This window comes from Fodinibius roseus (assembly GCF_900129315.1).
GTDB classification, from domain to species: Bacteria; Bacteroidota; Rhodothermia; order Balneolales; family Balneolaceae; genus Fodinibius; species Fodinibius roseus.
The window spans coordinates 1-25,388 of the sequence record NZ_FQUS01000010.1; the positions used below are offsets into that span (position 1 = coordinate 1).

General features: G+C 49.5%; 21 protein-coding genes and 1 pseudogene. 14 read left to right on the forward strand and 8 right to left on the reverse strand.

Annotation, left to right across the window (positions count from 1 at the left end; translation table 11 throughout):
- Positions 1–351: 351 nt before the first annotated feature.
- The 3 genes and pseudogenes from BUB16_RS10480 to BUB16_RS10490 all read right to left on the reverse strand — a co-directional run.
- A pseudogene (locus tag BUB16_RS10480) lies at positions 352–678 on the reverse strand (integrase core domain-containing protein); the annotation flags it as partial.
- Positions 600–785, reverse strand: a complete 186-nt coding sequence (locus BUB16_RS21205) for a hypothetical protein (RefSeq protein ID WP_073063490.1) — start codon at positions 783–785, stop codon at positions 600–602. The pseudogene BUB16_RS10480 and the gene BUB16_RS21205, both read right to left, overlap by 79 nt.
- A complete protein-coding gene (locus BUB16_RS10490; protein WP_170864362.1) occupies positions 782–1,987 on the reverse strand; it encodes a serine hydrolase domain-containing protein in 1,206 nt (401 codons plus the stop codon). The genes BUB16_RS21205 and BUB16_RS10490 overlap by 4 nt, the downstream gene beginning before the upstream one ends.
- A 394-nt stretch (positions 1,988–2,381) precedes the next feature.
- Here BUB16_RS10490 and BUB16_RS10495 point away from each other — a divergent pair, with 394 nt between their 5' ends.
- From BUB16_RS10495 to BUB16_RS10525, 6 genes are all read left to right on the forward strand, one after another.
- Positions 2,382–3,212, forward strand: coding sequence for an alpha/beta hydrolase (locus BUB16_RS10495; RefSeq protein ID WP_073063857.1), 831 nt, complete (start codon positions 2,382–2,384; stop codon positions 3,210–3,212).
- Between the two features lie 242 nt (positions 3,213–3,454).
- Positions 3,455–3,871 (forward strand): secondary thiamine-phosphate synthase enzyme YjbQ, encoded by a 417-nt coding sequence (locus BUB16_RS10500; protein ID WP_073063497.1) that lies wholly within the window; start codon positions 3,455–3,457, stop codon positions 3,869–3,871.
- Positions 3,872–3,979: 108 nt separating this feature from the next.
- Entirely contained in the window at positions 3,980–5,065 is a 1,086-nt protein-coding gene (locus tag BUB16_RS10505; RefSeq protein WP_073063500.1) for a calcium/sodium antiporter, read from the forward strand.
- Between the two features lie 545 nt (positions 5,066–5,610).
- Positions 5,611–6,342 carry an isochorismatase family protein gene (locus BUB16_RS10515; protein WP_073063504.1) on the forward strand — a complete coding sequence of 244 codons (732 nt, stop codon included), beginning with the start codon at positions 5,611–5,613 and terminating at the stop codon, positions 6,340–6,342.
- Positions 6,343–6,747: 405 nt separating this feature from the next.
- The gene (locus BUB16_RS10520; protein ID WP_073063506.1) at positions 6,748–7,467 is read left to right on the forward strand and encodes a polysaccharide deacetylase family protein; all 720 of its coding nucleotides are present in this window, start codon (positions 6,748–6,750) and stop codon (positions 7,465–7,467) included.
- Positions 7,468–7,763: 296 nt separating this feature from the next.
- Positions 7,764–8,789: a TIGR00341 family protein gene (locus BUB16_RS10525; protein WP_073063860.1), complete on the forward strand. Its 1,026-nt coding sequence runs from the start codon at positions 7,764–7,766 to the stop codon at positions 8,787–8,789.
- 196 nt (positions 8,790–8,985) lie between these two features.
- Here BUB16_RS10525 and BUB16_RS10530 read toward each other — a convergent pair whose 3' ends face one another.
- The 4 genes from BUB16_RS10530 to BUB16_RS10545 all read right to left on the reverse strand — a co-directional run bounded on the left by BUB16_RS10530 (position 8,986) and on the right by BUB16_RS10545 (position 15,345).
- Positions 8,986–9,837: a universal stress protein gene (locus BUB16_RS10530; RefSeq protein ID WP_073063508.1), complete on the reverse strand. Its 852-nt coding sequence runs from the start codon at positions 9,835–9,837 to the stop codon at positions 8,986–8,988.
- 2 nt (positions 9,838–9,839) lie between these two features.
- On the reverse strand, positions 9,840–12,278 hold the full coding sequence (locus tag BUB16_RS10535; RefSeq protein ID WP_073063510.1) for a Lon protease family protein: 2,439 nt from the start codon (positions 12,276–12,278) through the stop codon (positions 9,840–9,842).
- A gap of 133 nt (positions 12,279–12,411) precedes the next feature.
- Positions 12,412–13,179, reverse strand: coding sequence for an SDR family NAD(P)-dependent oxidoreductase (locus BUB16_RS10540; RefSeq protein ID WP_073063526.1), 768 nt, complete (start codon positions 13,177–13,179; stop codon positions 12,412–12,414).
- A 186-nt stretch (positions 13,180–13,365) separates the two neighbouring features.
- Positions 13,366–15,345 carry an ABC-F family ATP-binding cassette domain-containing protein gene (locus tag BUB16_RS10545; protein ID WP_073063528.1) on the reverse strand — a complete coding sequence of 660 codons (1,980 nt, stop codon included), beginning with the start codon at positions 15,343–15,345 and terminating at the stop codon, positions 13,366–13,368.
- A gap of 244 nt (positions 15,346–15,589) precedes the next feature.
- Here BUB16_RS10545 and BUB16_RS10550 point away from each other — a divergent pair, with 244 nt between their 5' ends.
- From BUB16_RS10550 to BUB16_RS10580, 7 genes are all read left to right on the forward strand, one after another.
- The gene (locus tag BUB16_RS10550; protein ID WP_073063530.1) at positions 15,590–16,660 is read left to right on the forward strand and encodes a hemolysin family protein; all 1,071 of its coding nucleotides are present in this window, start codon (positions 15,590–15,592) and stop codon (positions 16,658–16,660) included.
- 249 nt (positions 16,661–16,909) lie between these two features.
- Complete coding sequence (locus BUB16_RS10555; RefSeq protein ID WP_073063532.1) at positions 16,910–18,313, forward strand: Gfo/Idh/MocA family protein; 1,404 nt, start codon at positions 16,910–16,912, stop codon at positions 18,311–18,313.
- Positions 18,314–18,523: 210 nt separating this feature from the next.
- Positions 18,524–19,402 (forward strand): PIG-L deacetylase family protein, encoded by an 879-nt coding sequence (locus tag BUB16_RS10560; protein WP_073063863.1) that lies wholly within the window; start codon positions 18,524–18,526, stop codon positions 19,400–19,402.
- A gap of 84 nt (positions 19,403–19,486) precedes the next feature.
- A complete protein-coding gene (locus BUB16_RS10565; protein ID WP_073063536.1) occupies positions 19,487–20,413 on the forward strand; it encodes a sugar phosphate isomerase/epimerase family protein in 927 nt (308 codons plus the stop codon).
- A gap of 165 nt (positions 20,414–20,578) precedes the next feature.
- Positions 20,579–21,868, forward strand: coding sequence for a sugar MFS transporter (locus BUB16_RS10570; RefSeq protein ID WP_073063539.1), 1,290 nt, complete (start codon positions 20,579–20,581; stop codon positions 21,866–21,868).
- 33 nt (positions 21,869–21,901) lie between these two features.
- Positions 21,902–22,765, forward strand: coding sequence for an ROK family protein (locus tag BUB16_RS10575; protein ID WP_244545682.1), 864 nt, complete (start codon positions 21,902–21,904; stop codon positions 22,763–22,765).
- A 566-nt stretch (positions 22,766–23,331) separates the two neighbouring features.
- A complete protein-coding gene (locus BUB16_RS10580; protein ID WP_073063543.1) occupies positions 23,332–23,910 on the forward strand; it encodes an RNA polymerase sigma factor in 579 nt (192 codons plus the stop codon).
- Here BUB16_RS10580 and BUB16_RS21210 read toward each other — a convergent pair.
- Positions 23,901–24,122: a hypothetical protein gene (locus BUB16_RS21210; protein ID WP_139240273.1), complete on the reverse strand. Its 222-nt coding sequence runs from the start codon at positions 24,120–24,122 to the stop codon at positions 23,901–23,903. The genes BUB16_RS10580 and BUB16_RS21210 overlap by 10 nt on opposite strands.
- A 160-nt stretch (positions 24,123–24,282) precedes the next feature.
- Here BUB16_RS21210 and BUB16_RS10585 point away from each other — a divergent pair, with 160 nt between their 5' ends.
- A complete protein-coding gene (locus BUB16_RS10585; protein WP_073063546.1) occupies positions 24,283–25,353 on the forward strand; it encodes a FecR family protein in 1,071 nt (356 codons plus the stop codon).
- The last annotated feature ends 35 nt before the right edge of the window (positions 25,354–25,388 follow it).

The window sequence follows — 25,388 nt, forward strand, 5'->3', positions numbered from 1 at the left end:
TTATCTTGGGTAGTCATGGTGAATCTGGGTTTAGTGATTAGTTGGTTGCATCTCCTAATCTAACTAAACTGTCAGATTTCATCGTGACTACTTCAGTTGATAGCCTTTAAGGGCTGTATACCTGGATAGGTCATTCTCCCCGCACCTCCACTATTTAATCTTCGGATTATTTCAAATCCCTTCATACGTAATGTGTGAGGGGATTTTTTATTTTTCTCCCTTCATATTTGTTCATCTTTCTTCACATAGCTGGTGACCATTTAGGTTACCTATTGGAATACAGACCTTTAGGTATCAAATTATAAAAATAAATCTAAATGGTTAATTTATGTTTGAGCCCCTCCCCGTAATTCACCCAGTCAGAAGTAGAGAATCGGACGTTATGTGATGTTTCTGAATGTACTCATTCGGAGGCATATCTCCGAGCGAACTGTGAGGCCGGAAGGAGTTATATTCGGTCCTCCAGGCCTCAATTTTCTGGCGGGCATCTTCCAGGGATAAAAACCAATGCAGGTTTAAACATTCATCGCGGAAGCTCCCATTGAAAGACTCAATATAGGGGTTGTCGGTGGGTTTTCCCGGCCTGGAGAAGTCCAGCGTCACCCCGTTGTCATAGGCCCATTGGTTGAGAGCTTTGGAGATAAACTCACTGCCATTGTCGACTTGAATACGCCCCGGCGCTTGCCTTCCCGGCGAAGCAGCACATAAATGCGCCAGAACCCGTAGCGTACCCGCGTCATGGCGATCTCGCGAATCCGGGCGCGAAGGGGGGCGTTATACTTCATTCCGAGCTAACTTCAGAAGAATTTGATTTGAAGTAATTAAAGAAGTCCGGGATAACTGTTAAGGGATAGCTGGAACTGGTATTGATGAGAATACAGATTCCTAATCCATCTTCAGGAGCAAAAGCAATTTCACTGCGGTATCCGTTTACATATCCTCCGTGGTATACAATCTTTTGTCCATGATTGTCAAGCACTCTCCACCCCATTCCATAATGCGATTCGTTCACTCCGCTCCAGTATCGGCTATATCGTCGGTTATGGATGGTAACGAACGGATCATAGATTTCTTGAAGTGTGTTCTCAGAAATAACTTCGGGATGATGACCTGTTAACAGAAGCAGCCATTTCCCCATATCTGAGGCCGAAGCATTAATTCCACCAGAAGAGACCGCATTATAATATTTTTCAGAAATTGAAACAGGTACGCGACCCCGTGAGCGGGAATGATATACATGAGGCAAAGCCGTATTTCCGGAATATCGTATGCTGTCGTAATTTGCCGAAGAGTGATCCATTGCTAACGGCTCAAAAAGCTTTTCATTAAGAAGAGCGTTAAAGTCGGTGTCGGTTTGGACTTCCAGTACTTTTTCTATCGTTGAATATGCTGCATTCTGATAAGCAAGTTGTTTGCCTTCTTTTGATATCAGGGGAACATGTTCCAACCGGGAGATGATGCGGTCTAACGAGAGTCCCTCTTCCACCAAATTTGTATACGCATGACGTGGCAAACCAGACGTATGAGATAACAGGTGCCTGATCCGAACCCGATCGGTTTGTTCCGGATCATGCAGCTTAAATTCTGCCAAATAATTAGATACGGGCTTATCCCAGCTTACGGCTCCTTCTTGCACCATTACTCCCGTTAAAACCGAAGCAAAGCCTTTTGATATACTTCCCAATCTGAATACCGTATTTCCATCTACTTCTTCGGACGTTCCCTTCTCTTTTACCCCAAATCCTTTTTGTAATACAATTCGACCATTCTTTACAATAGCAACCGCTGCCCCGGGGATTTGTTCTTCGTTTAGCCCTTCTTCAAAATCCTGTTCAAATTCTTCGAGGTACTTGGCCAGGGATTCATCCATCTCCCATGCCTCGGGTTCAGGTTCGACAATCTTCGGCTCCGATTTGATATCTGTAAAAGACAGATATGACCCGAAAATAATTATCAGCAAAAAAAGGGTTGAAAAGACTCGGCTCATATAAATGTGTGGGCTAAAAAAGCCATTCCTGTTTCTTGCAAAAACTTTAACCAAGGATACTAAAAAATTGACTTTAATATAAAACAGCATTGAACTAAATTTTATTTCCTGAATTTTGTTTTAACCCTGTAACCGGCTTGTTTTTCAGTAATCGGCCGTCGTTCGGGTATCGCTGCCCTCGACGGTGTTGACGAAAAATCAAATAAAAGAAAGAAGAAGACGTCAACTCGGATCCGTTTCGGGAAGAGGTTAGGCCGGAACGACCGTATTCTTGCTTCAAAAGGCAGTGGTTTTCCGGATAACCATATCCGGAAGTGGAGATTTGGAAAAAAGCTGAATTCCAATTAAATAGCTTGTGAAGCGGTAGCGTTTCACAAGCTTTAAAATGGAGAAGATGATAAAATCATTAGTATGGACAGCGGGAATAATCGCAGCGGGCTATTTATTGATCCTGCTATTGATGTACCTGTTTCAGGCACAGATGGTTTATCATCCGGCGAAGCAAATAGGGGCAGATCCTTCCGCAGCGGGGTTGCCTTTTGAGGAGGTTACTTTCGGGACGGCAGATGGCCTGCAGCTTCACGGGTGGTTTGTGTCAGCCGGGGACAGCGCTTCGACCATCCTCTACTTTCATGGCAATGCCGGCAACATATCGGGACGTTTGGAGACGATCCGGTTGCTTCATGACCTGGGATTGAATGTGTTTATCTTTGACTACCGGGGATACGGACGCAGTGAGGGAACGCCTTCCGAAACCGGCACTTACCGGGATGCTTCGGCCGCGTGGGATTACCTGACCCAAACCCGGGGAATAGGAGAGGGAAGGATCATTACGATGGGACGCTCGCTGGGCGGGTCGATTGCGGCGTGGCTGGCAGCGCGCAAAGACCCTGCGGCGGCTGTCATTGAATCCACTTTCATCTCGGCAGCCCACTTGGCCGCTGATCTCTATCCGTGGCTGCCGGTTCGCTGGCTGTTAAGATTCGACTACCATACAGTAGCGTACCTGCAGAATATCGAAGCGCCTGTATTTATGGCCCACAGCCGGGATGACGAGGTGGTGCCCTTCCGTCACGGAAAAGCCCTGTTTGAGGCGGCCCGGAAGCCTAAAATGTTTATAGCGCTTCGTGGATCGCATGCTTCCGGATTTTTGGATACGGAAATCAAATATCGACGACATCTGCGTGCCTTTTTGGATCAGCACACGCTCCGTAAAGTGCATTAGATTACCAGGAAGTGTATTTGCCGATCAGAAATGTAAAAGTTACTTTCCGAGAGTGTATGCACTATTCATGAATCCCTCTTACTGCCGGCAGGTGCTCGCGCGCCCAAAGTTTGCACTTGGTTATTGTCGGCAAGGGCAGTAGGATTAACCCTGTGTGGATGGGATGTGTTCGCATATGTATGCTTGTCAGGGTTTATTTTTAACCCCTGAATTTGTTATTAGCAAATTAACAGGTACCCCTTATGGATATTCACAGCAAAGAAATTACCGTTGAGGCCGAAGGCTTTTCGGATATTCAAAATATCACGGATGAAGTCCGTTCGTTTGTCCGTAAAAGCGGATATTCGGAGGGATTGATCCACATTTTTCCTATCGGTTCCACCGCTTCTGTCTCGACGATCGAATTTGAACCCGCTTTGGTCCAGGATATGAAAGACAAGCTCGAGGAGTTTGCTCCCGAAGGTCAAACAACCCGGCACGGCGAAACCTGGGGCGATGACAACGGCTTTTCCCATATGAGAGCTACGATGATGGGACCGGGCATCACGGTTCCGCTCCACGATGGCGAGCCGGTATTGGGCACCTGGCAGCAGATTGTAATCATCAACCACGACAATCGTCCCCGCCGGCGACGGATTTTTCTGCAGGTGATGGGATAGGGGGAGCAGAAAGATTCAAGTCGATCATTGGAGGCTGTGGAGTGATTCCTCTGCCTCCCGGTTAAGCGCTGTATCCTAAAATGGTAATAAACCTGGTCAAAAATAATAATGACAATTCTACTTTTTGTTGCTGGTTTAGTCCTTCTCATTTTCGGGGCAGAAATGTTGGTCCGCGGCGCATCAAAGGCAGCCTCGGCCCTGGGTATTTCTCCTCTTGTAGTTGGTTTAACCGTGGTGGCATTCGGGACGAGTTCACCGGAATTGGCCGTCAGTATCGGGGGTGCTCTGTCGGGACAGGCGGATATAGCACTGGGTAATGTTATTGGAAGTAATATTATCAACGTGCTCTTTATTTTGGGTCTGTCAGCGATAATTATCCCCCTGCACGTCTCTCAACAGGTGATTCGTTTTGATGTCCCCCTGATGATCATTGCTTCTGTTGCAGTTTTACTTCTCAGCCTGGACCAGACCATTGACCGTTTTGATGGTGTGTTACTGGCAGCCGGTTTGATCCTTTATCTCGGTGTGTTAGTAGCATTAAGTCTGAGAAATCATTCTTGCAAAAAATCTTCTGATCAAGGACTGCATGCAAATGAAAATTCCAAGAATCAAATAAATTGGTTTGCAACTATATTTCTCATAGTTGCGGGTTTAGCGCTCCTGGTTTTGGGATCCCGGTGGTTTGTTGACAGCGCCGTGAGCTTTGCCGCTTACCTGGGGGTCAGCGAATTGATCATCGGGCTGACGATAGTGGCTGCCGGGACTTCCATGCCTGAAGTTGTCACATCGGTTGTTGCTGCTATTCGGGGCGAGCGTGATATTACGGTCGGCAATGTTGTGGGGAGCAATATTTTCAACATATTGGGTGTTCTTGGCCTGTCTAGCGTGTTTTCTCCTTCGGGTATTCCTGTTTCGGAACCTGTCATCGGGTTTGATCTTCCACTGATGATTGCAGTGGCGATTGCCTGTCTGCCTATCTTCTTTACCAGGGGAGTAATCAGCCGATGGGAGGGTGCTCTGTTTCTGGGGTATTATTTTGCATATACCTTGTATCTCGTGTTTAATGCCACACAACATGACCTGTTGTCGGTATTCAACAATGTAATGCTGTATTTTGTAATCCCCATAACTGCCGTTACCATTATCGTTATCGTGTTTCAGGAATTTCGTAAAAACAGCAATGATACCAGCTGATTTTATAAAAGAAAATGTGAGGCAGACAGATCTCGTCCCTCATTTGAGTTCACCGGAAAGTTTAAATGGCTGTAACGCTTCGGGGATCGCATGCTTGCGGATTTTGGATACGGAAATCAAATACCGGAAACCGCAACGCTAACTTCTCGATAAGCATTTACAATATAAATAAAATCTTTTCACTTACGGGAAATGGGTGGCCCAAAAGGATCAAAATAGCCATCGCATGGAACGGTTTGATGAATGATATGAATATTTGTGTTTTTACCATGATGAAGGTATATTTTAACGTGAAATTTCAGGCAAGTTTATAATAAAAATGACGGACAACTATAATTCCAACATGTGTATGTGCGAGTGTTGTTGTATGGGTATAATGCACCATACCTGTTGGATGAGTAGCGATTGCTTGATTTTTTGTAAAGGAACATGACGACTAAAGAAACTAGCTAAAAGCCCACTCATCATTCAGGTGAGTGGGCTTTTTTATTTTCGAAGGATTCCGTAAAAATTAAATATTAATAACAATAAAGGAGATAAATACAATGGAGAACATTGGATTGAAGGACACCACCGACATTGCCGGGAATAAACATAAAGGAGGCATTCATGCCATCCCCGAACTTGCTCCCCAATGGAAAAAGCTGAACTTGGCGAAAATTCTTAAACGAAAAGCTGCTTTTGCTTCTGTCAGCCAGAATAAATGTCTCTATGAAGAAGAGGGAGCCCTGGGACATGAAAACCACCGGGCGCGGGGAAGTCTTCCCGCCACGATGAAAGTGGTGAAAGCAGCCAGAAAAGCGGATAATTTTGTTTCATTTAACTGGATCGGCTACAATATATACCGGGAGGATTATCCAAAAACTATCTTTGATGAGGTCCAGTACAACACATGGACGGAAGGCCTGGATGTGACAGAGGAAAAAATACGATGGGATAATGAACTTCCCGATGAACTGCAGGAGTTAGTTGCTGCCGAAGACTCTCATTTCCGGGAATGTGTGTTGCAGACAGCCTTTGTCGGTACCCCACTACCTGTGGAATTAGCCAGGAAGGACGTAGAAGTTATTGTGTTTACGGGTCTTCACCTGGATTGGTGCATAGAAGGAAATACCCGTTTGGCCCGTGACCACGGATATTTACCCATTGTTATTGGTGATGCCACTGGTTGTGAGAAACCCGAAGATGAGGCTGCGGCAATGGAACGTATCAATAATATTTTTGCCCCTGTTATTAGTGCCGATAAATTTGTTGAACTCCTTGAACAGCCCGTTTGAAAACGTAAAAGGATCCTTTGCAAAACCGTTGCTTTGCCCAATCTATCTGTTTTCTCGATTTCAGAATCCTCATTTATAGTCTATATACAGCGGTTTCGAAATCGCTCTGATTTTGGTATTGAGCAAACTCCTGGTTTTCAAAGATTTCAAAATATTTCTATAAGGGACGTGATGTTCATTTGTAACTATTTTAATATCGGCACACTACTTTACCATCTTTAACTACAGTTGAAGGTTATAGTTTATTCATGCTGCTTTTAAAAAATCGCTATTGGAAGCCCGGGAGAATCCGACCACAATATTGTTGTCTTCATCTTCTGATAATTAGTCAAAAAGTGTCACCCGATATACCGTTAAACAGAAGGCCGTTAGGTACTTTGATTTTCTATTGCTAAATTTTGCCTGATGAAAAAGCTCACAATAGGGTTCCTCATTATAATTGCTGCTCTTTATGGACTCTGGCAGTTAAGTAATGCCCGGACGTTCCAGGTGGCCGGGAAACTCATATCTCACGTCCAGCTGGCCGCCACCGATTCTCTGGTTGCATTGACGTTTGATGACGGACCTACCCCTGGATACACAGACGAGGTATTACATATTTTAGATCAGTATGAGGTGCCGGCAACGTTTTTTGTGACGGGAAAAGAAACGGAGACCAATATCCGGGAAGCCCGAAAAATTGTTCGGGCCGGACATCAACTGGGGAATCACTCGTATTCCCATCAGCCGATGATACTGAAAAGCTACGATTTTCTTGTGAATGAAGTCGAACGTACGGATCAGGCCATCAGGAGCGCAGGATTTAAAGGGGAGATCTATTTTCGTCCCCCTTACTGCAAAAAACTGTTTCTCCTGCCCTGGGTGCTCTCCCGAAGAAATCAGGTGAGTGTTACCTGGGATATTGAACCGGAATCGGTTGCCGGGGTCAATGACAGTGCGCAAAAAATGGCATCGCATACCGTGCAGAAAGTCAAACCCGGGTCGATCATTCTGCTGCATGTCATGTACGAGGCACGCGAAAAAAGTCGAAAATCACTGCCGCTGATTATTGAGAAGCTAAAGCAGAAAGGGTACCAGTTTGTCACGGTCAAAAAGTTGATTGGAGAAGGAACAGGCGGGGTATAGCCATGTATAAGCTCTCCGAAGCCAACAGCCGGCAGCCGGCTCATCATTGAATTCATAAAATCGAGAAGTTTGGGCTTTACTCTCACACCGTTTGTTTGTACCCTTTACAGGGTGTTACGAGTGGATGTCACTTTCAAAGTTTTTGAAGAAAGGAACTATGACCAATATCAAAGCCTGAGCGAACTCAAAACCACAGCATTCAGGGGCTATGTGAAGATGTTGAATATGCAAAAGGACAGAGATTGTCCAGGAAAACGGTTTTCCAAAGCTTACTTTACTTTAAAGTATTGTTATTTATGGATTTGAGAATGATAGAGATGATGGCCCCGCCTGAAACCACCCGGGAGGCCCGTCAGCTACTGGAGGAGAAAAAGATTATGGGGATGTGGACCGACCATCTCGATGACGGGGGCGCCATCCTGCGGATCTTATCGAATGCGGACCAGACGGAAGTCATCTCCGATCTGCTGAGTGATCAATTCAGTAGTATCGAGGGCTTTCGCATCCTGCTTTTTTCGGTAGAGGCAACGCTACCCCAACCCGATATTGAGGAAGAGGAGGAAGAAGCGGCAGCAAAAGAGGAAATCGAGGGGCCCGGGCGCGTAAGCCGCGAGGAGCTGTATGCCGATGTTACGGCGGATGCTGAACTGACGCCCATTTACCTGGCTATGGTGGTACTTTCTACGCTGGTGGCCGGGGTGGGACTGATCCTGGATGATGTGGCAACGATTATCGGGGCGATGGTGATCGCTCCGCTTCTGGCCCCGAATGTATCGCTTTCACTGGCTTTAACACTGGGAGACCTGGAATTAGGCTGGCGTTCTTTAAAAGCCAACGGGGCGGGACTGGCGGTATCGCTGGTGATCTCTGTAATCATGGGGATCATTTTTACCGTGGATCCGGGGGCGGAAGAAATGATAACCCGAACAATGGTGAATCTGAAGCATATTATTATTGCTCTGGCGGCCGGGAGCGCGGGCGTTCTGGCTTTTACGAGAGGCGTCGCGGCGGCTATTGTCGGGGTTATGGTTGCGGTGGCCCTGTTGCCCCCGCTGGTGGCCGTGGGTCTGCTCCTTGGGGCGGGTTACCTGCAGCTGGCGGTCGGCGCGGGGATATTGACGATTACGAATCTCATCTGTATTAACCTGGCGGGCATCCTTACATTCTTAGTCCAGGGGGTTCGTCCCCGGAGCTGGTGGGAGGAGAAAAAGGCGAAAAAAGCTTCCCGTACGGCGCTCGCTATATGGACGCTGCTGCTGCTTATCTTTGCGGGCATCATCTGGTACTGGGGACAATTTGACGTGGAGGCGCTGATCCCCTAGTTTTTTATCTCCGATATTATTGCTTTTAATATTATGCCAAAGGCAGTAGTGGTGAGTCAGCGCTGTTTCAGAGGAAACTACACTTTGTCGTAATTACGAAGTTTACCCGCTCAAATTAAATTACAAAACTGCAAAAAGGAGAAGGAAAATATAGCGAGGGAAGGAACCTTGAGCTAAAAGACAGGAAGGAGAAGGATCAGGTAACCATGAGTACCGGGCAGTTAAGGTATCCCAGGGTGGTTTCCAACGAGCGCTGTTTAAAAAAAGATTGGTTTTTGGGAGTTACCAGCAATCCCGATTGCTGGCGGTTGACGGCATTTAGAAAATCCGGCAGGTCGGGATGCTCAAGCACGGTCACCGAAACGGGAATGGAGGCGCTCTCCACCATCTTTTCAAGCTTCTGATTGCGTTGCCCTTCGGTATCCTGTCCCTCTTCCAGGATCAGGATACTCAACGTGCTTTCATTTTTTTGGGCCAACGAAAGAGCAAGCCTGAGTGCCGTTTGACTTTCATCGGAGGCATCGAAGACGGTCGTAATCGTTCTTCCCAGGTCTACACCTTTCTTCAATACAAGGATCGGCTTGTCGGCCTTCCGGATGATGGCCCTGGCCGTGGACCCCAGTCTTTCGCCCGGATAAAATGACCGTCCCCGGGTTCCGATGGTTATCAGGTCGGCTTTCCGGGCCGCCTGCAGGATCTCCTCGTCCACTCGTCCCCGGGCCGTTTCCCAGGAATGGGGGATCCGGTTCTCTTTACTGATTTGCTGCAGCTGCCGCTGCAGGCGTTGTTTCAGCAAGTCGATCTCCTGTTCCAGGGCTTTTCCCTTCAGGACATGAGCCTTGCCGGTGAGTTCATTTATGGATGTTACGGAGGGTAAATTGCTGATTTGACTCCAGTGTTCTTCATGCACAAAAAGTCCCCGGATATTGGCCTCCATTAGTTTGGCAAGGGTGGCCGCCGCCCTGAGCGCGGCCCGGCTGTGGGACGAGGAATCAACGGCAACCAGGATTTCGCGAACCAGTATGGGTTGGTTTGCATCTTCGGCCATGATTACTCTTGACTGTTTTCAGATTTGGCAAATGCTTTTCGTTTTTCAGCGAGTTGGTCCAGTTTTTCAGTAATCATATAATTGATGGTGTCCCCGGGATAGGTGCCGTCCTCTTTCGGGGTACCCATTTCCATGCCGGTCAGCACTTCCATGCCTTCGTCAACGGTTTCGATGGAGTGGATATGAAAGTCTCCTTCTTTGACCGCCTCCACGACATCCCCGCGAAGCATCAGGTTTTTTTCATTGGCCCTGGGGATGAGCACGCCCTGCCGGCCGGTGAGTCCGCGCTGGTCGCAGATATCAAAGAAGCCCTCGATCTTTTCATTTACTCCGCCGATAGGCTGTATTTTGCCATGCTGATTGACCGAGCCGGTAACGCTGAAAGACTGCTTCAGCGGGATATCACCGATTGCCGAAAGCAGCGCATACAGTTCCGCCGAGGAAGCGCTGTCGCCGTCAATATGGGAATACGACTGTTCAAATACGAGACTGGCGGAGAGCGAAAGCGGACGTTCCCCGGCGTATCGTTCTCCTAAAAATCCTTTCAGAATCAGTACGCCTTTGGAGTGGATGGACCCGCTCATATCCACTTCACGTTCAATATCGATAATTTCCCCCTTGCCCAGCTGCACGCGGGCGGTAATACGGTTGGGTCGCCCGAACATGAGGTTGCCCACTCGGGCCACTGATAATCCGTTAATTTGTCCGATGGCTTCCCCGGAAGTATCGATAAAAATGGATTCCCGGGTGATGCTTTCCTGAACTTTATCGCGGAGGCGGGAGGAACGATAAATTTTTTGCTCAATCGCTTTTTCTACATCTTCCTTCGTGACCACGTCCCGCTCCTTCCGGCCGGCCCAGTGGTTGGACTCTTTTAGCAAATCAGTGATATCGTTGGTTTGGGCGGACAATTTTTCATTGTCGCCGACCATGCGCGATCCCTGCTCGATAACCCGGGCAACGGCTTTGTTGTCAAAAGCACGAAGTTCATGCTTGGCAATGAGTCCCGCTATGAGCTGCGCGTACCGGTTGTTGTTTTCATCCGTGCGGTCAATTTCATCCTCAAAGTCGGCTTCGACCTTAAACAGCTTGCTGAATTCAGGATCATGCTCACAGAGCAGGTAGTACAACAGGCGCTCACCGGTCAGTATCACCTTCACGTCTAACTGGATGGGCTCGGGCTCCAGGGAGACCGTACTGACCATGCTGTAGGATTCTCCCAGCGATTCAATCTTAAGTTCTCCTGATTTCAGGGCACGCTTTAGTCCTTCCCAGGCAAAAGGTTCGAGCAGGATCTGCCGGGCATCGAGGATCAGGTAGCCGCCGTTTGCCCGATGGAGGGCGCCGGGCTTTATCAGGTTAAAGTTGGTCGACAGGGTCCCCATTTTAGACTGGTATTCGACCCGGCCAATCAGGTTTTTATAATTGGGATTATCTTCATAGATAACCGGAGCCCCTTCCATTTCACTGTTGTCCACCATCACGTTCACCCGGTAGCGGTCCAGAACGGGATTTCTACCCCCTTTCTGCTGCTGAGGCTGCTGTCCACCCATCATCTGAATCAGCTGGTTGCCCCCCTGGCCGGACTGGTTCTGGTTGCCCATGATGGACTGAACGTTTTCAACAATATCAATCTCTACGTCATCCAGGAAGTCCTGAACATCCTCCAGCTCCGAGAAATTATCGCGGATTTCATTAAATAAATCCTTTATGGCATAGGTGGCGATTTCTTCATCGAGCTCTTTCAGTCGTTCCCGGGCCTTGCGCCTGTTGGAGGGCATTTTCTGTATAACTTTTTGCAACTCCTCCTGCAGCTCCCGGGTCTTTTCTTCGAGCTCCTCCCGCTTCTCCTCGGACAGATTCTGGATTTCCTCCTTGCCCATGATCTCTCCCTCCTCGTTTAAAGGGGCAAAGGAAAACCCCGCGGGCGTGCGAACCAGGGCGAGTCCCTTTTCTTTCGCCTTGTTTTTAAGATCTTCGAACGTTTGTCCCTGCTCCTGCTGCACCTGGTCCTGCAGCGATTGCCGCCGGTTTTGATATTCTTCCGTTTCAAAGGCGGAGGTAAGGGTGGGCACCAGGTCATCGACAAGCTGCTCCATCTGTTTGTGTAACTCGCTGCCGCGTCCGGCCGGCAGTTCCAGGACGTCCGGTTTGTAGTGGTCGTCGAAATTATTCACATAGCAGATATCCGGGGGGGCGGGCTGCTCCGCTGCCTTCTCCTCAAAGAATTCTTTCAGATGGTCTTCCTTGTTTATTTTATTCGGTCCGAGCGCAAAGATGTTGAAGCCATCTTTCCCCATACCGTACCCGAACTCCAGGGATGCGGAGAGTCTTTCCTGACCTATTACGGTGGTGGACTCGTCTATTTCTCCGGTGGTCCCGAAAGACAGGGAGTCCGGATCACATTGCCTGTAAAGAGAACCTGCTTCAAGTTTTGTCACCTTATGATGGATTTGGTTGCAACTTAGTAAACCTTAAATGAATATGGCGGAGCAGAAGTTCCCGGATGCAAGAAAAGGAAGTACTTTATTTCAGAAGTTGTTTGTTATGGGTTCTCGGTTATCTGGCTGAAAATTATCCGGCTGCAGACGCCCCGCCGTCTATAGCAATGACGGAGCCCGTAATCCAGGAGGAGTCCTCGCTGGCCAGAAAAAGGACCGTCCGGGCGATATCGTCCGGAGATCCGGTTCGTTTCATAGGCAGGGTTTCGGGCACCTCATCCAGAATGGTATCCGGGTCGGGGAAGGCGGCGGCAGAGTCTTTATACAGTTTGGTTTCCACCGGACCGGGTTGTATCAGGTTAATGCGGATGCCGGGAGCGTAGTCAACGGCTGCCTGGCGGACCAGCGATTCCACGGCTCCTTTCGAGGCACAATAGGCGGCGTGGTTGGGAAAGCCTTTGTGGGCTGCGATGGAGCCGGTGACCACAACCGTACCGGTCATATCCGTTTTTTGCATCTCGGGGATGGCCGCACGGAGCAGGTAAAAGACCGCGTTGAGGTTCGTATCCAGCGTGTGCTGCCAGGTCTCTTCGTCGACGCCGGTGACGGACCCGAGTCCGAGCACCCCGGCATTGGGAATCAGGATATCGAGCGAGCCATAGGCGGTGGCGGCTTTTTCCACCAGCTGCCGGTTGACTTCCGGAGAGCGTACGTCGCCCTGCACAAAAAGCGCTTCCCCGCCGCGTCGGGAGATACTTTCAACGACTTCTTCTCCCCGCTGCTGATTCCGCCCATTGACGACAACGCTGGCCCCTTCTTCGGCAAACAGTTCGGCTACGGCCCGGCCCATACCCCGGGTGCCCCCGGTAATGAGAGCGACTTTATTTTTCAGTTTTTTCATGCTGGTTGTTCTATAGGTTAAGATTGAGACGATAAATTTTTACTTTCCCCTTTACCAATCCCATGCGGTCCTGTTGGGGGAGGGAAACGGGTCCATCGGCTGCAAAGTTAACCAATAATCTGTAAAATTATTTTGGGACAAGGACCAAGATCCCGGGACTTCCTGCTTTCTGCCTGCTACTTTCGGCTAATCACTACTGAATTCCTCCTCGATTTCGCTCATTTTCACGGCCAGCTTTTCCCATTCGGCGTAAACTTCCACCAGCTCGGCTTTCAGCTTTTCATATTCCAGAGAGACCTCTTTAACCCGCTCTTCATCCTCATAAAAGTCAGGTGCCGCCATCAGCTGTTCGATTTCGTTTTTGCGCGCTTCCTTTTGCTCGATGGTTGCTTCGAGGGGATCAATTTTCTTCTTGAAGGGCTTGAGACGCGCATATTTTTTCTGTCGCTTCTGTGCTTCCAGACGCCGCTCTTCTTTTCGGGAGAGCCCGTGTTGGCCGTTTGAACCTGAGGATGTGGATGGAGGCCCGGACCCCGTCACGTCCCTGCCGCTGTTCTCTCGCTCTTCCACCTTTTGCAGGTAGTACGAAACATTGCCCAGGAAGGTATTGGTGGTATTGGGACGCACTTCGAGCACTTTGTTTACAATAGGATCGAGGAAGTCCCGATCGTGGGAGACGATCATAAACGTGCCCTCATACTGCTCCAGCGCCTGCTGAAGAATCTGCTTGGACTGCATGTCCAGGTGGTTCGTCGGCTCATCAAAGATCAGGAGGTTGGCGGGCATCAGCAGCATCCGCGCCAGGGCCAGGCGGCTTTTTTCGCCGCCAGAGAGGACAGAGACCTTCTTAAAGACGTCATCGCCCTGGAAAAGAAAGCATCCCAGAATCGTCCGCAGCCGGGTTTCTTTGGCCTTGGGAGCGGCCTCGCGCATAATCTCAAAGACGGTTTTGTCGAGCTCGAGCTCGTCGGCCTGGTGCTGGGCAAAATAGGATGTCGTCACATTATGGCCCGGCTCGCGGTTGCCGCTGTCGAAGTCTTCGAGACCGGCAATGATGCGAATCATCGTGGATTTGCCGGCGCCGTTGGGTCCAACGACCGCAATTTTATCTCCCCGGTCGACGGCATAGCTGAGATCGTCAAAAACGACATTCGAGTCGTATTGCTTGCGGATCTCCTCGAGCTTCATCACAACGGCCCCGCTTCGCTCCGGCGGGGGAAATCGGAAGGAGATCTCCTCCTCATGCTCATCGAGCTCAATTTTATCCATCTTTTCCAGCTTCTTGATGCGGCTTTGCACCTGCTTGGCCTTGCTCGCCTTGTACCGGAAACGATCGATGAACTCCTGTGTTTCCTTAATCTCTTTCTGCTGGTTTTGATAGGCCTTCCGAAGATGTTCCTGCCGTTCTTTGTCCTTCTCCCGGTAGTAGGAATAGTTGCCGGCATAATCGTGCAGGTCCCCGCGATCCAGGGCCAGCGTCCGGTTGGTTATTTCGTTGAGAAACGCCTTGTCGTGGGATACGATAATGACTGTTCCCTCGTAGTTTTTGAGGAACTGCTCCATCCACCGAAGCGATTCGATGTCCAGGTGGTTGGTCGGCTCGTCCAGTAACAGGTACGTGGGACGCTGGAGCAGGAGCTTGGCCAGGGCAATACGCATCAGCCATCCGCCGCTGAATTCAGTCGTCGACCGGTTGAAATCTCCTGGCGTAAAACCGAGTCCCATCAACACCTTTTCGATATCCGACTGCAGCGTATAGGCGCCCGACTGTTCGAGCTTGCTCTGCATGGTTCCCAGCTGGTCCATTGCCTGCTGATAGTGCGGGGACTCCTTGTCCAGCTGACTCACTTGCTGCTGCTTTTGCCGGACCTGCTGTTCGAGGTTTCGGATTTCCCCGAAGGCGCGTTCGACTTCCTCATAGACCGTGCACGTCGGATCGGGATCGACGCCGTCCTGGGGCAGGTAGCCTATGGTGGCTTCTTTGGAGGTGTTAATCGCCCCCTCATCCGGGGTGATTTCCCCGGCAATGATTTTCAGCAGCGTCGATTTTCCTGCTCCGTTGGGCCCCACCAGGCCGATACGCTCGCCCGGGTTGATGAGCGTACTGATCCCGTTTAATAAATTTTGATCGCCGAACGTAAGTGATATATTATTGAGTGAAAGCAAGATGGTGGTTTTTTGAGTTGGTTCGTAATATAACCATCAATGGGGTAGAGCTAAACCGGATTTTTTGTTTTGGGGTAATCGGACTCATTCAGCGCAGTATTGAGATTAAGTTTGCAGCTCTCTGCCCGGGAGTCTGACGGATTTAGCGAGTCCTACGCATTCGGGAAAAGCAGGGAGAAATGGTTTTTTGGGATTTAATCAACCACTTCTTTTTAAAAAGATACATTTATTCTATTTTTGGCCTATGGGTTTACTTATTTTCTATCTATTACTCGCTATCGGGGTGTCTTTCCTTTGCTCATTGCTGGAGGCGGTACTGCTTTCGGTGAGCCGCTCCTATATCGCTATCATGGAGCGCAAGGGGAGCAGGAGCGGTAAACTGTTGCGCGATTACAAGGAGGATATTGATCGCCCGCTTTCGGCTATCCTCAGCCTTAATACCATTGCACACACCGTGGGTGCGGCCGGCGTGGGAGCTCAGGCACAGGTCTTGTTCGGACAGGGTTATGTTGCAATCACCTCTGCAGTGCTTACCCTGCTTATTTTGGTGTTGTCCGAGATTATCCCGAAAACCATCGGGGCAACGTACTGGCGGAATTTAGCACCTTTTGCGGCTCGGACGCTGCGGTTTTTGCTGATTCTTCTGTACCCGTTTGTGGTGATCTCCCAGGTTATCACACGCTGGCTGTCGGATGATGAGACTCCCAGCTTCAGCAGGGAGGAGTTCGGGGCGCTGGCAGATCTGGGTGTTGAAGAGGGGATCTTTGAGGAGGAGGAATCACGAATTTTTAAAAACCTAATCCGTTTCAGTTCGCTGCGGGTGAAAGATATCATGACGCCGCGGACCGTCGTAGTGGGATTTAAAGAAAATCAGACGGTGGGGGAAGTCAGCGACAATGTGGAGCAGCTGCACTTTTCGAGGCTTCCGGTCTACGGGGAGGCTCGGGATGAGGTAACCGGCTATGTGTTAAAAAACGATCTTCTGCTTATGATGGCCCGCAATGAGATGGCTACGCTACTTAAGGAGTTTAAACGCGATATTTTGATTGTGCCCGAGATGACCCCGCTCCAGGATTTCTTTGAGCGGCTGATGAGAAAGCAGGAACATATTGCCATGGCTGTGGATGAGTATGGCGGCTTCGCGGGGGTTGTCACTATGGAAGACCTGGTGGAAACCCTGCTGGGGATGGAGATTATCGACGAGGTGGATACCATTGAGGATATGCAGAAGATGGCCCGCAAAAAATGGGTGGAGCGGGCCCGGCGGCTGGGGATTGTGGATCCCGCCGAAGAGTCCCCGGGTGGGACGGAATAGCGTCTAACATAAAGGCATTTTGCGGTTGATCTTTTTTATGAGGAACTTTGAATTCCTGTAATAAAGGGGCCATCCTTCTTCTCTTTTTCAGGAGGGAACTAATGATTTGACACCTTTGCTGCGTACAATATGCCACGTAAAAAATCATGGGCTGTCCGATTGAATTGGTATGAGGTGGGATTCATGGAAATTGAATTGAAGATTCTTGTAGGATATAACACGTAATATAAATTGCTAAACAGATAATCTATGGGCCATTCGGATGAGTTTGCGCGGCGATCGTTTTTAAAAAAGCTTGGGCTTGCCACGGCTGGAATATTGGGCACACCATTTCTATCCCACGGATCCGGTACAGGTGGAAACGAGCAAACCCTTGACCCCGGGCCCGGCGATACCAGGCAGTATGCAAAGAACGACCACATTCAGCTGGCCCTGATCGGTGCCGGAAAAATGGGCCAGGGGAACGGGCGGACGGCCCTCGAGCATAACGGGGTTGAGCTTGTAGCAGCATGTGACCTGTATGAGAGCCGGTTGAATCGATGCAGAGAGCTTTTTGGGAGTGATCTTGCCGTCACCACCGACTACCGGGAAATTCTGGACCGAGAGGATGTGGATGCGGTTGTCGTGGCAACGCCCGATCACTGGCACGATACCATTGCTGTCGACGCCTTACGCAGCAATAAAGCGGTCTACCTTGAGAAACCGATGGTTCAGCATATCGAAGAAGGGTACGGAGTCATCGACGCGGCGAAAAAGGGGGGTAGCCCCATCATGGTGGGAAGCACATCCACCAGTGATATCGTATATCGAAAAGCTCGCGAACTGTATCGAAACGGGGAAATCGGAAGGCTGAATTTAGTGGAATCCTACTACGATCGTTATTCTGCCATGGGGGCCTGGCAATATTCTATACCCCCCAGCGCTTCGACCGGGAATGTCGACTGGGATACCTTTTTAAAGGATCTGCCCAAAATCCCGTTCGATCCCAAACGGTTTTTCAGGTGGAGAAACTACCGGGACTACGGTACAGGAGTGGCGGGCGATCTCTTTGTGCACCTGTTTTCCGGGATTCATTTGGTTACCGGCTCGAAGGGGCCGCATCGCATTATGGCGAGGGGAGGGCTAAGGTTTTGGGATGACGGAAGGGATGTTCCGGATCTTATGACGGGCATGTATGAATATCCTCAGACGGAGGCTCACCCGGCCTTTACATTGACGCTCCGGGTGAATTTGGCGGACGGCTCGGGGGGCGGGCGGTTGATGCGTTTTGTAGGTTCCGAGGGAGAAATCGTCATAAGTGGAGACCGGGTAACGCTGAGCAAAGCCAAACTACCGGAAGAACCCGGCATGACGATCTACGAGTTTGGGGAAGAGGTCCGCAACGAATACCGGGAATATTACCATGAGAAATATGGGGATGAGCAGCGACCTTCCTCCGTTGAGCCCGAGGTATTTACATATAAAGCTCCGGAGGGGTATAGTTCGCGCTATGACCACTTTGGCAATTTCTTCGGGGCTGTGCGGAACGGTTCGGCACTGCTGCAGGATGCCAGCTTTGGCTTGCGGGCCGCCGCCCCGGCGCTGGCCAGTAATTTGAGCTATTTTCAGAATGAAATTATTGAATGGGATCCCGAGAACATGGAGCTTCTATAATGGGATTTTTAATGGATTATACGACTTCCCTGGGCAGTTTTGGGGTGCAGCCGGGCTGGGGACAGCATATGAGTTGAAACAGGACCGGACATCATGTCTGAAATTATTTTACATCGAGCGCTGCATACCCGGTGTAAAAAACCCGGGCTAATTAACAACGCTTGTTTACATATGATTAATCAACAGCAATATAAATTAACGAATACTACGATGGAAAATGTGAATAAAATAGTTACGCTGACTTTATTAATGGTGGTATTTGCAGCTTCTGCTGCTTTGGCTCAGCCGGAAACACCGGTAAGTGAATGGAGCGGGAAAACGATTCTGTTGGTTGGGGCGCATCCGGATGATGATTCTCGATCCTACGGCACCCTGTCCATGCTCCGGGAAAATGGCAACGAGGTGTATGTCCTGCTGATGACCACGGGTAATGTAGGGACGAAGGATCCGGACATGACCCGCGACCGGCTGGCCAAGATCAGGAGGGGAGAGGAGCTTCGGGCGCTCAATGAGATCGGAATTCCGGAGGAAAATTATATTAACCTCGGTTATACGGATGGGATGCTTGAGTTTGCGGACAAGGAAGAGGTGGCTCGCCGGCTGGTCAAGTGGTATCGGAAGATAAAGCCGGATGTGCTGTTTGCTTTTGATCCCGGATATGGATATCAAAAATGGCTCAAAACCGATCATCGGCGCGCCTCGTACCTGGCGGTCGACGCAGCCCGGGCGTCGGAATGGCGCCTGATATTTCCGGCTCAGATTACCCAGGATGGACTTGAAGCCCACCTGATTGAGGAGTACATGTTTTTCAGCGGAGTAGAAGAGGATCAGAATACATGGGTGGATATCTCCGGAAAACACGCTGACCGGAAGTTTGAAGCCGTATCTATGCATGTCAGCCAGTTTAGTTCGGCCTGGAATGACTACAACGGGACCGATTTGGAAGCGGAAGATCTGGAGCCGGAGGACCGAAAGGCGTTTCTGAAAAAAATGCGCAGCCGGGTCTATGACAACCAAAAAGATGGGACCGCGGTTGAAGGGTTTCGCTACTACAAGGGAATCCCCGACGGAATCGGCCACCGCGACTAACGGGTGTTCTGCTGTGAGCAGCTCTGTATGTTTGTATACTTATGCTTGAATTCAAAAAAAACTTATAACTAAAAGACAACAGCTATGGATAGGAAAGAATTTGTTCAATTGGGAATGACTGCTGCGGTGTTTACCAGCGTACCGGGTTTGATATCAGCCTGTAACAGTCGGGCGGCCTCCCCGGATCTTTTTTTTGATATTTCACTGGCCGAGTGGAGCCTGCACAACCATCTTTTTGATGGAAAGATCGATCATCTTGATTTTCCCAAAATTACAAAGGAGGAGTTCGGCATCCATGCGGTGGAGTACGTGAACCAGTTCTTTATGGATAAGGCCGAGGATACCTCGTACCTGGACGAAATGAACAGCCGGTGTGCCGACCTGGGTGTCGAGCAGCTTATCATTATGGTCGACGGAGAGGGAGATTTGGCCACCGCGGACCAGTCGGAGCGGACCGAGGCTGTTGAAAATCATTATAAATGGGTGCATGCTGCAGAACACCTGGGCTGTCATTCCATCCGGGTGAATACCCGCGGCGAAGGCACAAGATCTGAACAAAAAAAGGCGGCAGTGGACGGTCTCAGTCGCCTGTCGACCTATGCGGAAGATTTCGGAATTAATGTGATTGTGGAGAATCACGGGGGCTATTCTTCAGACGGACAGTGGCTTTCCGGGGTCATTGAAGAGGTGGGAATGGATAACTGCGGAACCCTGCCCGATTTCGGGAATTTTAGGGTATCGGATGACAATGAATACGATCGTTACAAGGGCGTACAAGAGTTGATGCCCTATGCCATGGGCGTCAGTGCCAAGGGCATGGCGTTTGACGAGCAGGGGAATGAGAAGAATATCGACTATGAACGAATGCTCACGATTGTAAAAGAGGCGGGATATACCGGCTACATAGGTATCGAATATTCGGGTGAACTGGGGGAGTATGAGGGAATACGGGCAACCAAAAAGCTGCTGGAAAAAGCGGGAGCCGCGGTTTCGGAGGGCACGGATAACTGATAACGGATAATGGAGCATACAACTGTTCAATCTTACTGTAGAACATTTCGCCCGGAATGTTCCCGAAAAACGGGATCGCGGGCAAAAGCAAACCATAGACAAGTGCGAGAGAAATGCGGCTTCGCCTTGGCCGGAATAGTATTGTCAAAATAAATCATACAACATATGAAACGGAACTATTACCTCGTAGGACTCATCCTGTTAATATTTTTTGTCATCTCTTTTCTAACCAATATTATCGGTCCTCTCGTTCCGGAGATCATTGAGGATTTCGACCTGAGTCTCACCCTGGTGGCGGTGCTCCCCTTTGCTTTCTTTATTGCCTATGGGGCGATGTCCATTCCTTCGGGATTACTGATTGAGTTTTACAGTGAAAAGAAAATTATGGTGAGTGCATTCCTCGTGGCCTTTAGCGGGGCGCTGCTGTTCGGCCTCTTCCCGAACTACCTGATAGCTATTGTCTCGCTGTTTCTGATTGGGACGGGCATGGCGATGCTGCAGGTGGCTATTAACCCCTTGTTGCGGGAAGCCGGTGGAGAGGAACATTTTGCGTTTAACTCTCAGCTGGGACAGCTGTTTTTCGGGCTCGCCTCTTTTTTGAGTCCCCTGGTCTATTCCTACCTGGTTGTTAATCTGGACAGCGGCGCCACCGAGGGGTTTCTTCTTGCCACGCTTGCTGCGGTCGTCCCCGAGGAGCTGCCCTGGATATCACTCTACTGGATTTTTGCCCTCGTCTCGCTGGTCATGGTGGTTGTCATACTGCTATCCCATTTTCCGGAGGTAGAACGAAAGGAGGATGAGAAAGTGGGGATGCTCGAAACGCTCGAGCTGCTAAAGCAGCCGATGGTGTGGATGTTTTTTCTGGGCATCTTCTGCTATGTGGGATCTGAACAGGGCGTCGCGAACTGGATCTCCGAATTTCTTTCGACCTATCACGGCTATGATCCCCAAACCACGGGTGCCAGTACGGTCTCCTGGTTCTGGGGAATGATGACGGCCGGCACGGTATTGGGGCTCCTGTTGCTGAAGGTGATGGACAGCCGGAAGGTACTGATTTCTTTTACAACCGGGGCCCTGCTTTGCCTGACGCTTGCCCTTTTCGGGAGCGGGGAGATCGCTTTATATGCTTTTCCCGCCATCGGTTTCTTAATAGCGGTGATGTGGCCGGTCATATTTTCACTTGCATTAAACTCTGTTCGGGAGAACCATGGTTCGTTCTCGGGGATTCTGGTGACCGGCATCGTCGGGGGCGCGGTGGTACCGCTGGTTGTCGGTTCGCTCGGGGATGTGCTGGGATTGAGATCCGGCATGTTCTTCCTGTATCTAACGTTCGGATATATCCTGAGCATCGGATTCTGGGCGGATCCCCTGGTTACCAATAAGACGATCGAATTTTCCGGGAAAGAGAAGGGGAAAGGGCGAGGGGAGCAACAGGAAGAAGCATACGTCAGCTAACACTATCTTAAATTACCAGCGGAAACAGTGAATATGAATACAGAGGAAATGAAGCAGCAATCTTTTGTCGGTGTCGACCTCGGAGCTACGAATGTACGGGTGGGGCGTGTCCGTGGAAATAGTATCGAACAGCTGGAGGGAGAGGAGATTGTTGACAGCAACGATCCCTCGGACCTGCTCACACAGATAGAAGTCCTGATCCGAAAAGTTATAACTTCCGATGTTATAGGTGTTGGGATCGGAGTGCCCAGTGTGGTGGATGTGGAGGAAGGCATTGTGTATGATGTCCAGAATATCCCGTCGTGGGAAAAAGTCCCGGTGAAGCGGATCCTTGAAGAAAAATTAAATAAACCGGTATATGTAAACAATGATTCCAACTGTTTTGTGCTGGGAGAGAAGTTTTTCGGCAAAGGCCTCGGGTGCGAATCGGTGGTGGGATTGACGCTCGGGTCCGGTTTCGGTTCGGGACTGATCCTGAATGATCAATTGTATTTCGGTGATCATTGTGGGGCCGGGGAAGTCGGGATGCTTCCCTATAAAGATTCGATATTCGAGCACTATTGCTCCGGGATGTTCTTTGAACGGGCGTATGACGTGTCGGGGAAGCAGGTATATGAGAATGCCCGAAAGGGAAGGGAGAGCGCAAAAAAGATGTATAAAGCCTTTGGCACCCACCTGGGAAATGGGATAAAAGCGGTGATGTATGCGTATGATCCCCAGCTGATTATCCTGGGAGGTACGATTCGCAAGGCCTACCCCTATTTTAAGGAAAGCATGTTCAGGGCGATGCAGGACTTTGCCTATTCGAATTCTCTCGCGTCAATCAGGATAGAGGTATCCGAGCTGGACGAGGTTTCGGTACTGGGAGCCGCAGCCTTGTCGTTTGAGGGGAAGTGATGTTCCATTTTTTTCATCGACGAAAAAAACGGAACCCAAAAAAAGTCGCCGGCTGCGAAAATTAAGCGCCCGGCGGTTGCGGCGGCTCCGGAGAAAAATATAAACTCGCCCGAGAGAATCGGGCTCAAACAAATATTTTTCTTATTCCTCCGCCTTGCATCCGCCACTCCGGGCATTGAATTTTCAAGGCCGGACAATGAGCTCGAAGAGTCTAAACGATTCGCCCTATTCCTTGGCAATGACCTTTTCGCTTCCAGCTCTGCCGCTACTGACCGCTGCTGTTGGTTTTTGTCGCTGAAAAAAAATGGAATGCTCCACATCGATTAAAAAAGAGAAGGAAGAAAGAGGTCTGCCAACAAGAAATTTTGATGATCTTGATAGGAATAGAATTTTACTTTGAAATAGTCAGCTAATAAACCCATGTTATAAAAAAGCTTTAAATGATTTAAATATAACCGCTAAACGCCTTAAATTATTAGCGATAGCAGACTATTGAATACAAACCCGTTTTATTGATTCGGAAATCCGGGCGAACAGGAATATTTTGCCGTGGTTAAAAACAGTTGATGGAAGGAGGGAACGATATTACATATGATTCTGACCAGCATCTTGTGGAGCGTATCCGAGAGGGTGATGAGCAGGCTTTCAAGCGTCTCTTTTTCAACTATTACTACGACCTTTGCGGCTTTGCCTCTCAGATGACCGCCTCCAGGGAACAGGCTAAGGATATCGTTCAAGAGGTCTTTTACAAGGTATGGAAAGGACGGGAGCAGTGGACGATATACAGCTCTTTAAAAGCGTATCTTTTCCAGTCCGTTCGTAACGAGACCCTGAATCAGATGGACCGCGAGCAGCATCGACAGCAGCTGAGAGAGCAGATAGCGACCCGGGAGAAAGGTTACGGTCGGGAGCTGAGAAGCAGGCGTGAGGATGACACTGAAAATGAGGAGTTGCTCAACCGGATATGGAGCCTTGTCGGAGAAATGCCCCGCCGCCGGCGCGCGGTCTTTGTACTGCATCGCAAACATGGTTTGAGTTACAACGAGATTGCGGAGGTGATGGGTATTAGCCGAAAGACCGTAGAAAATCACATGGGACTTGCGCTCAGCCATATTCGGGAACAGATAGAAATCAATCATGACTGAAAGAGCATCCCATCTCTAACAGAGGGGGTGAAAAACCAGGAGTTTTGGTCAGTACCAACACCTGAGCGATTTAAAACCGCTGTATACAGGCTGTTTATAAAGATGTTAAAAACGCCAAAATGCAGAAATTTGGCAAAACAACGGTTTTGCATAGTATCATTTTTTAAAAGAGGATGCCCCGGGAATGCAGAATTCTGAATTTTCTTTTTCATGACTCATGTCCCAGGATTATTGAGATAATCCCAAATCACTTTCACGCGGTGAAAGTCAATTCAAAAAAAATATAATTTTCTTCATATTTCGTTAGGGGGAGCCCGGTTTGCACTTGTCTTATCCATAAAGATCAGTTACTTAATACGGAAGAAGGCTAACATGGAATCTGACCAGCTGAATTATTCATTGCTTGCCCGTTATATGTCCGGTGAATGCAGCAGTCGGGAGGGTGAAATTATAGAACAATGGATGGGGGAAGACCCTCGAAATAAAAAAACAATGGAGGAGTTCCGGCAAATTTGGGAAACATCTGCCCGGAAGCGGGAGACTTCCGAAACGGAATTGGGTATCGGTGGAGAATGGGACAAGCTGAAAAATCGCCTCAGGAAGGAGGGGGAGCTTCGCGGCGATATCGAGAAACGTTCCGGCCCTATCAGAAAGCTTCAGAAGACCTCTTCCGTACATTCCCCGACCCGCCAATTGATGCGTGTAGCCGCGGTACTGCTGATAGCCGGCTTACTGGGCCTGGGTTCATACTGGTACGGCTCACAATCCCAACCGGAAACCGGGGAACAGGCGCTCCGGGAGATCAGTACCGAGAAGGCTCAACGGGCAAACACGACGCTGGGTGACGGCACGCGGGTGCTGTTAAACGCGGATAGTAAAATGACCCTGCCCTCCGAGTTCGCCTCCGATGTACGCGAAGTGTTTCTGGAAGGGGAAGCCTATTTCGATGTGGCCGGCAATCCGGATAAGCCTTTTGTCATTCATGCCGGGGAATCCGTCACCCGCGTCTTGGGGACCTCCTTTTCAGTGCGATCCTATCCGGAGGATGAAGGGGTGCGGGTAGTTGTGCAGGAAGGCCGGGTTTCTTTTGGGGCTGCGGACGCTCAAGATGAGCAGAAGTCAGTTCTCTCCGCTAATGAACTGGGTCGTTATTCCTTGAGAAGCAATCGGATTGAGACCCGGCAGGTCGACGACATGGAGCTTTACTTGAGCTGGAGAGATGGATATTTAAAATTCAGGGAAACACCGATGTACAAAGTGGCAACTGCGCTGGAGCGAAGGTATGGTATTGAGGTTGCTTTTGATCGCCAGGAGCTCCGGGAGAAATCACTTACCGCCCTTCTGAAGAGTCGTTCCATCCGGAATGTACTGGATGTAATAGCGATGTCTCTGAATATCGAGTATGAGCTGAAGGATAATAAGGTCACCTTTTATCAGCAGTGATCGGGTTTTACATCATCAAAGTCATATAATTATAA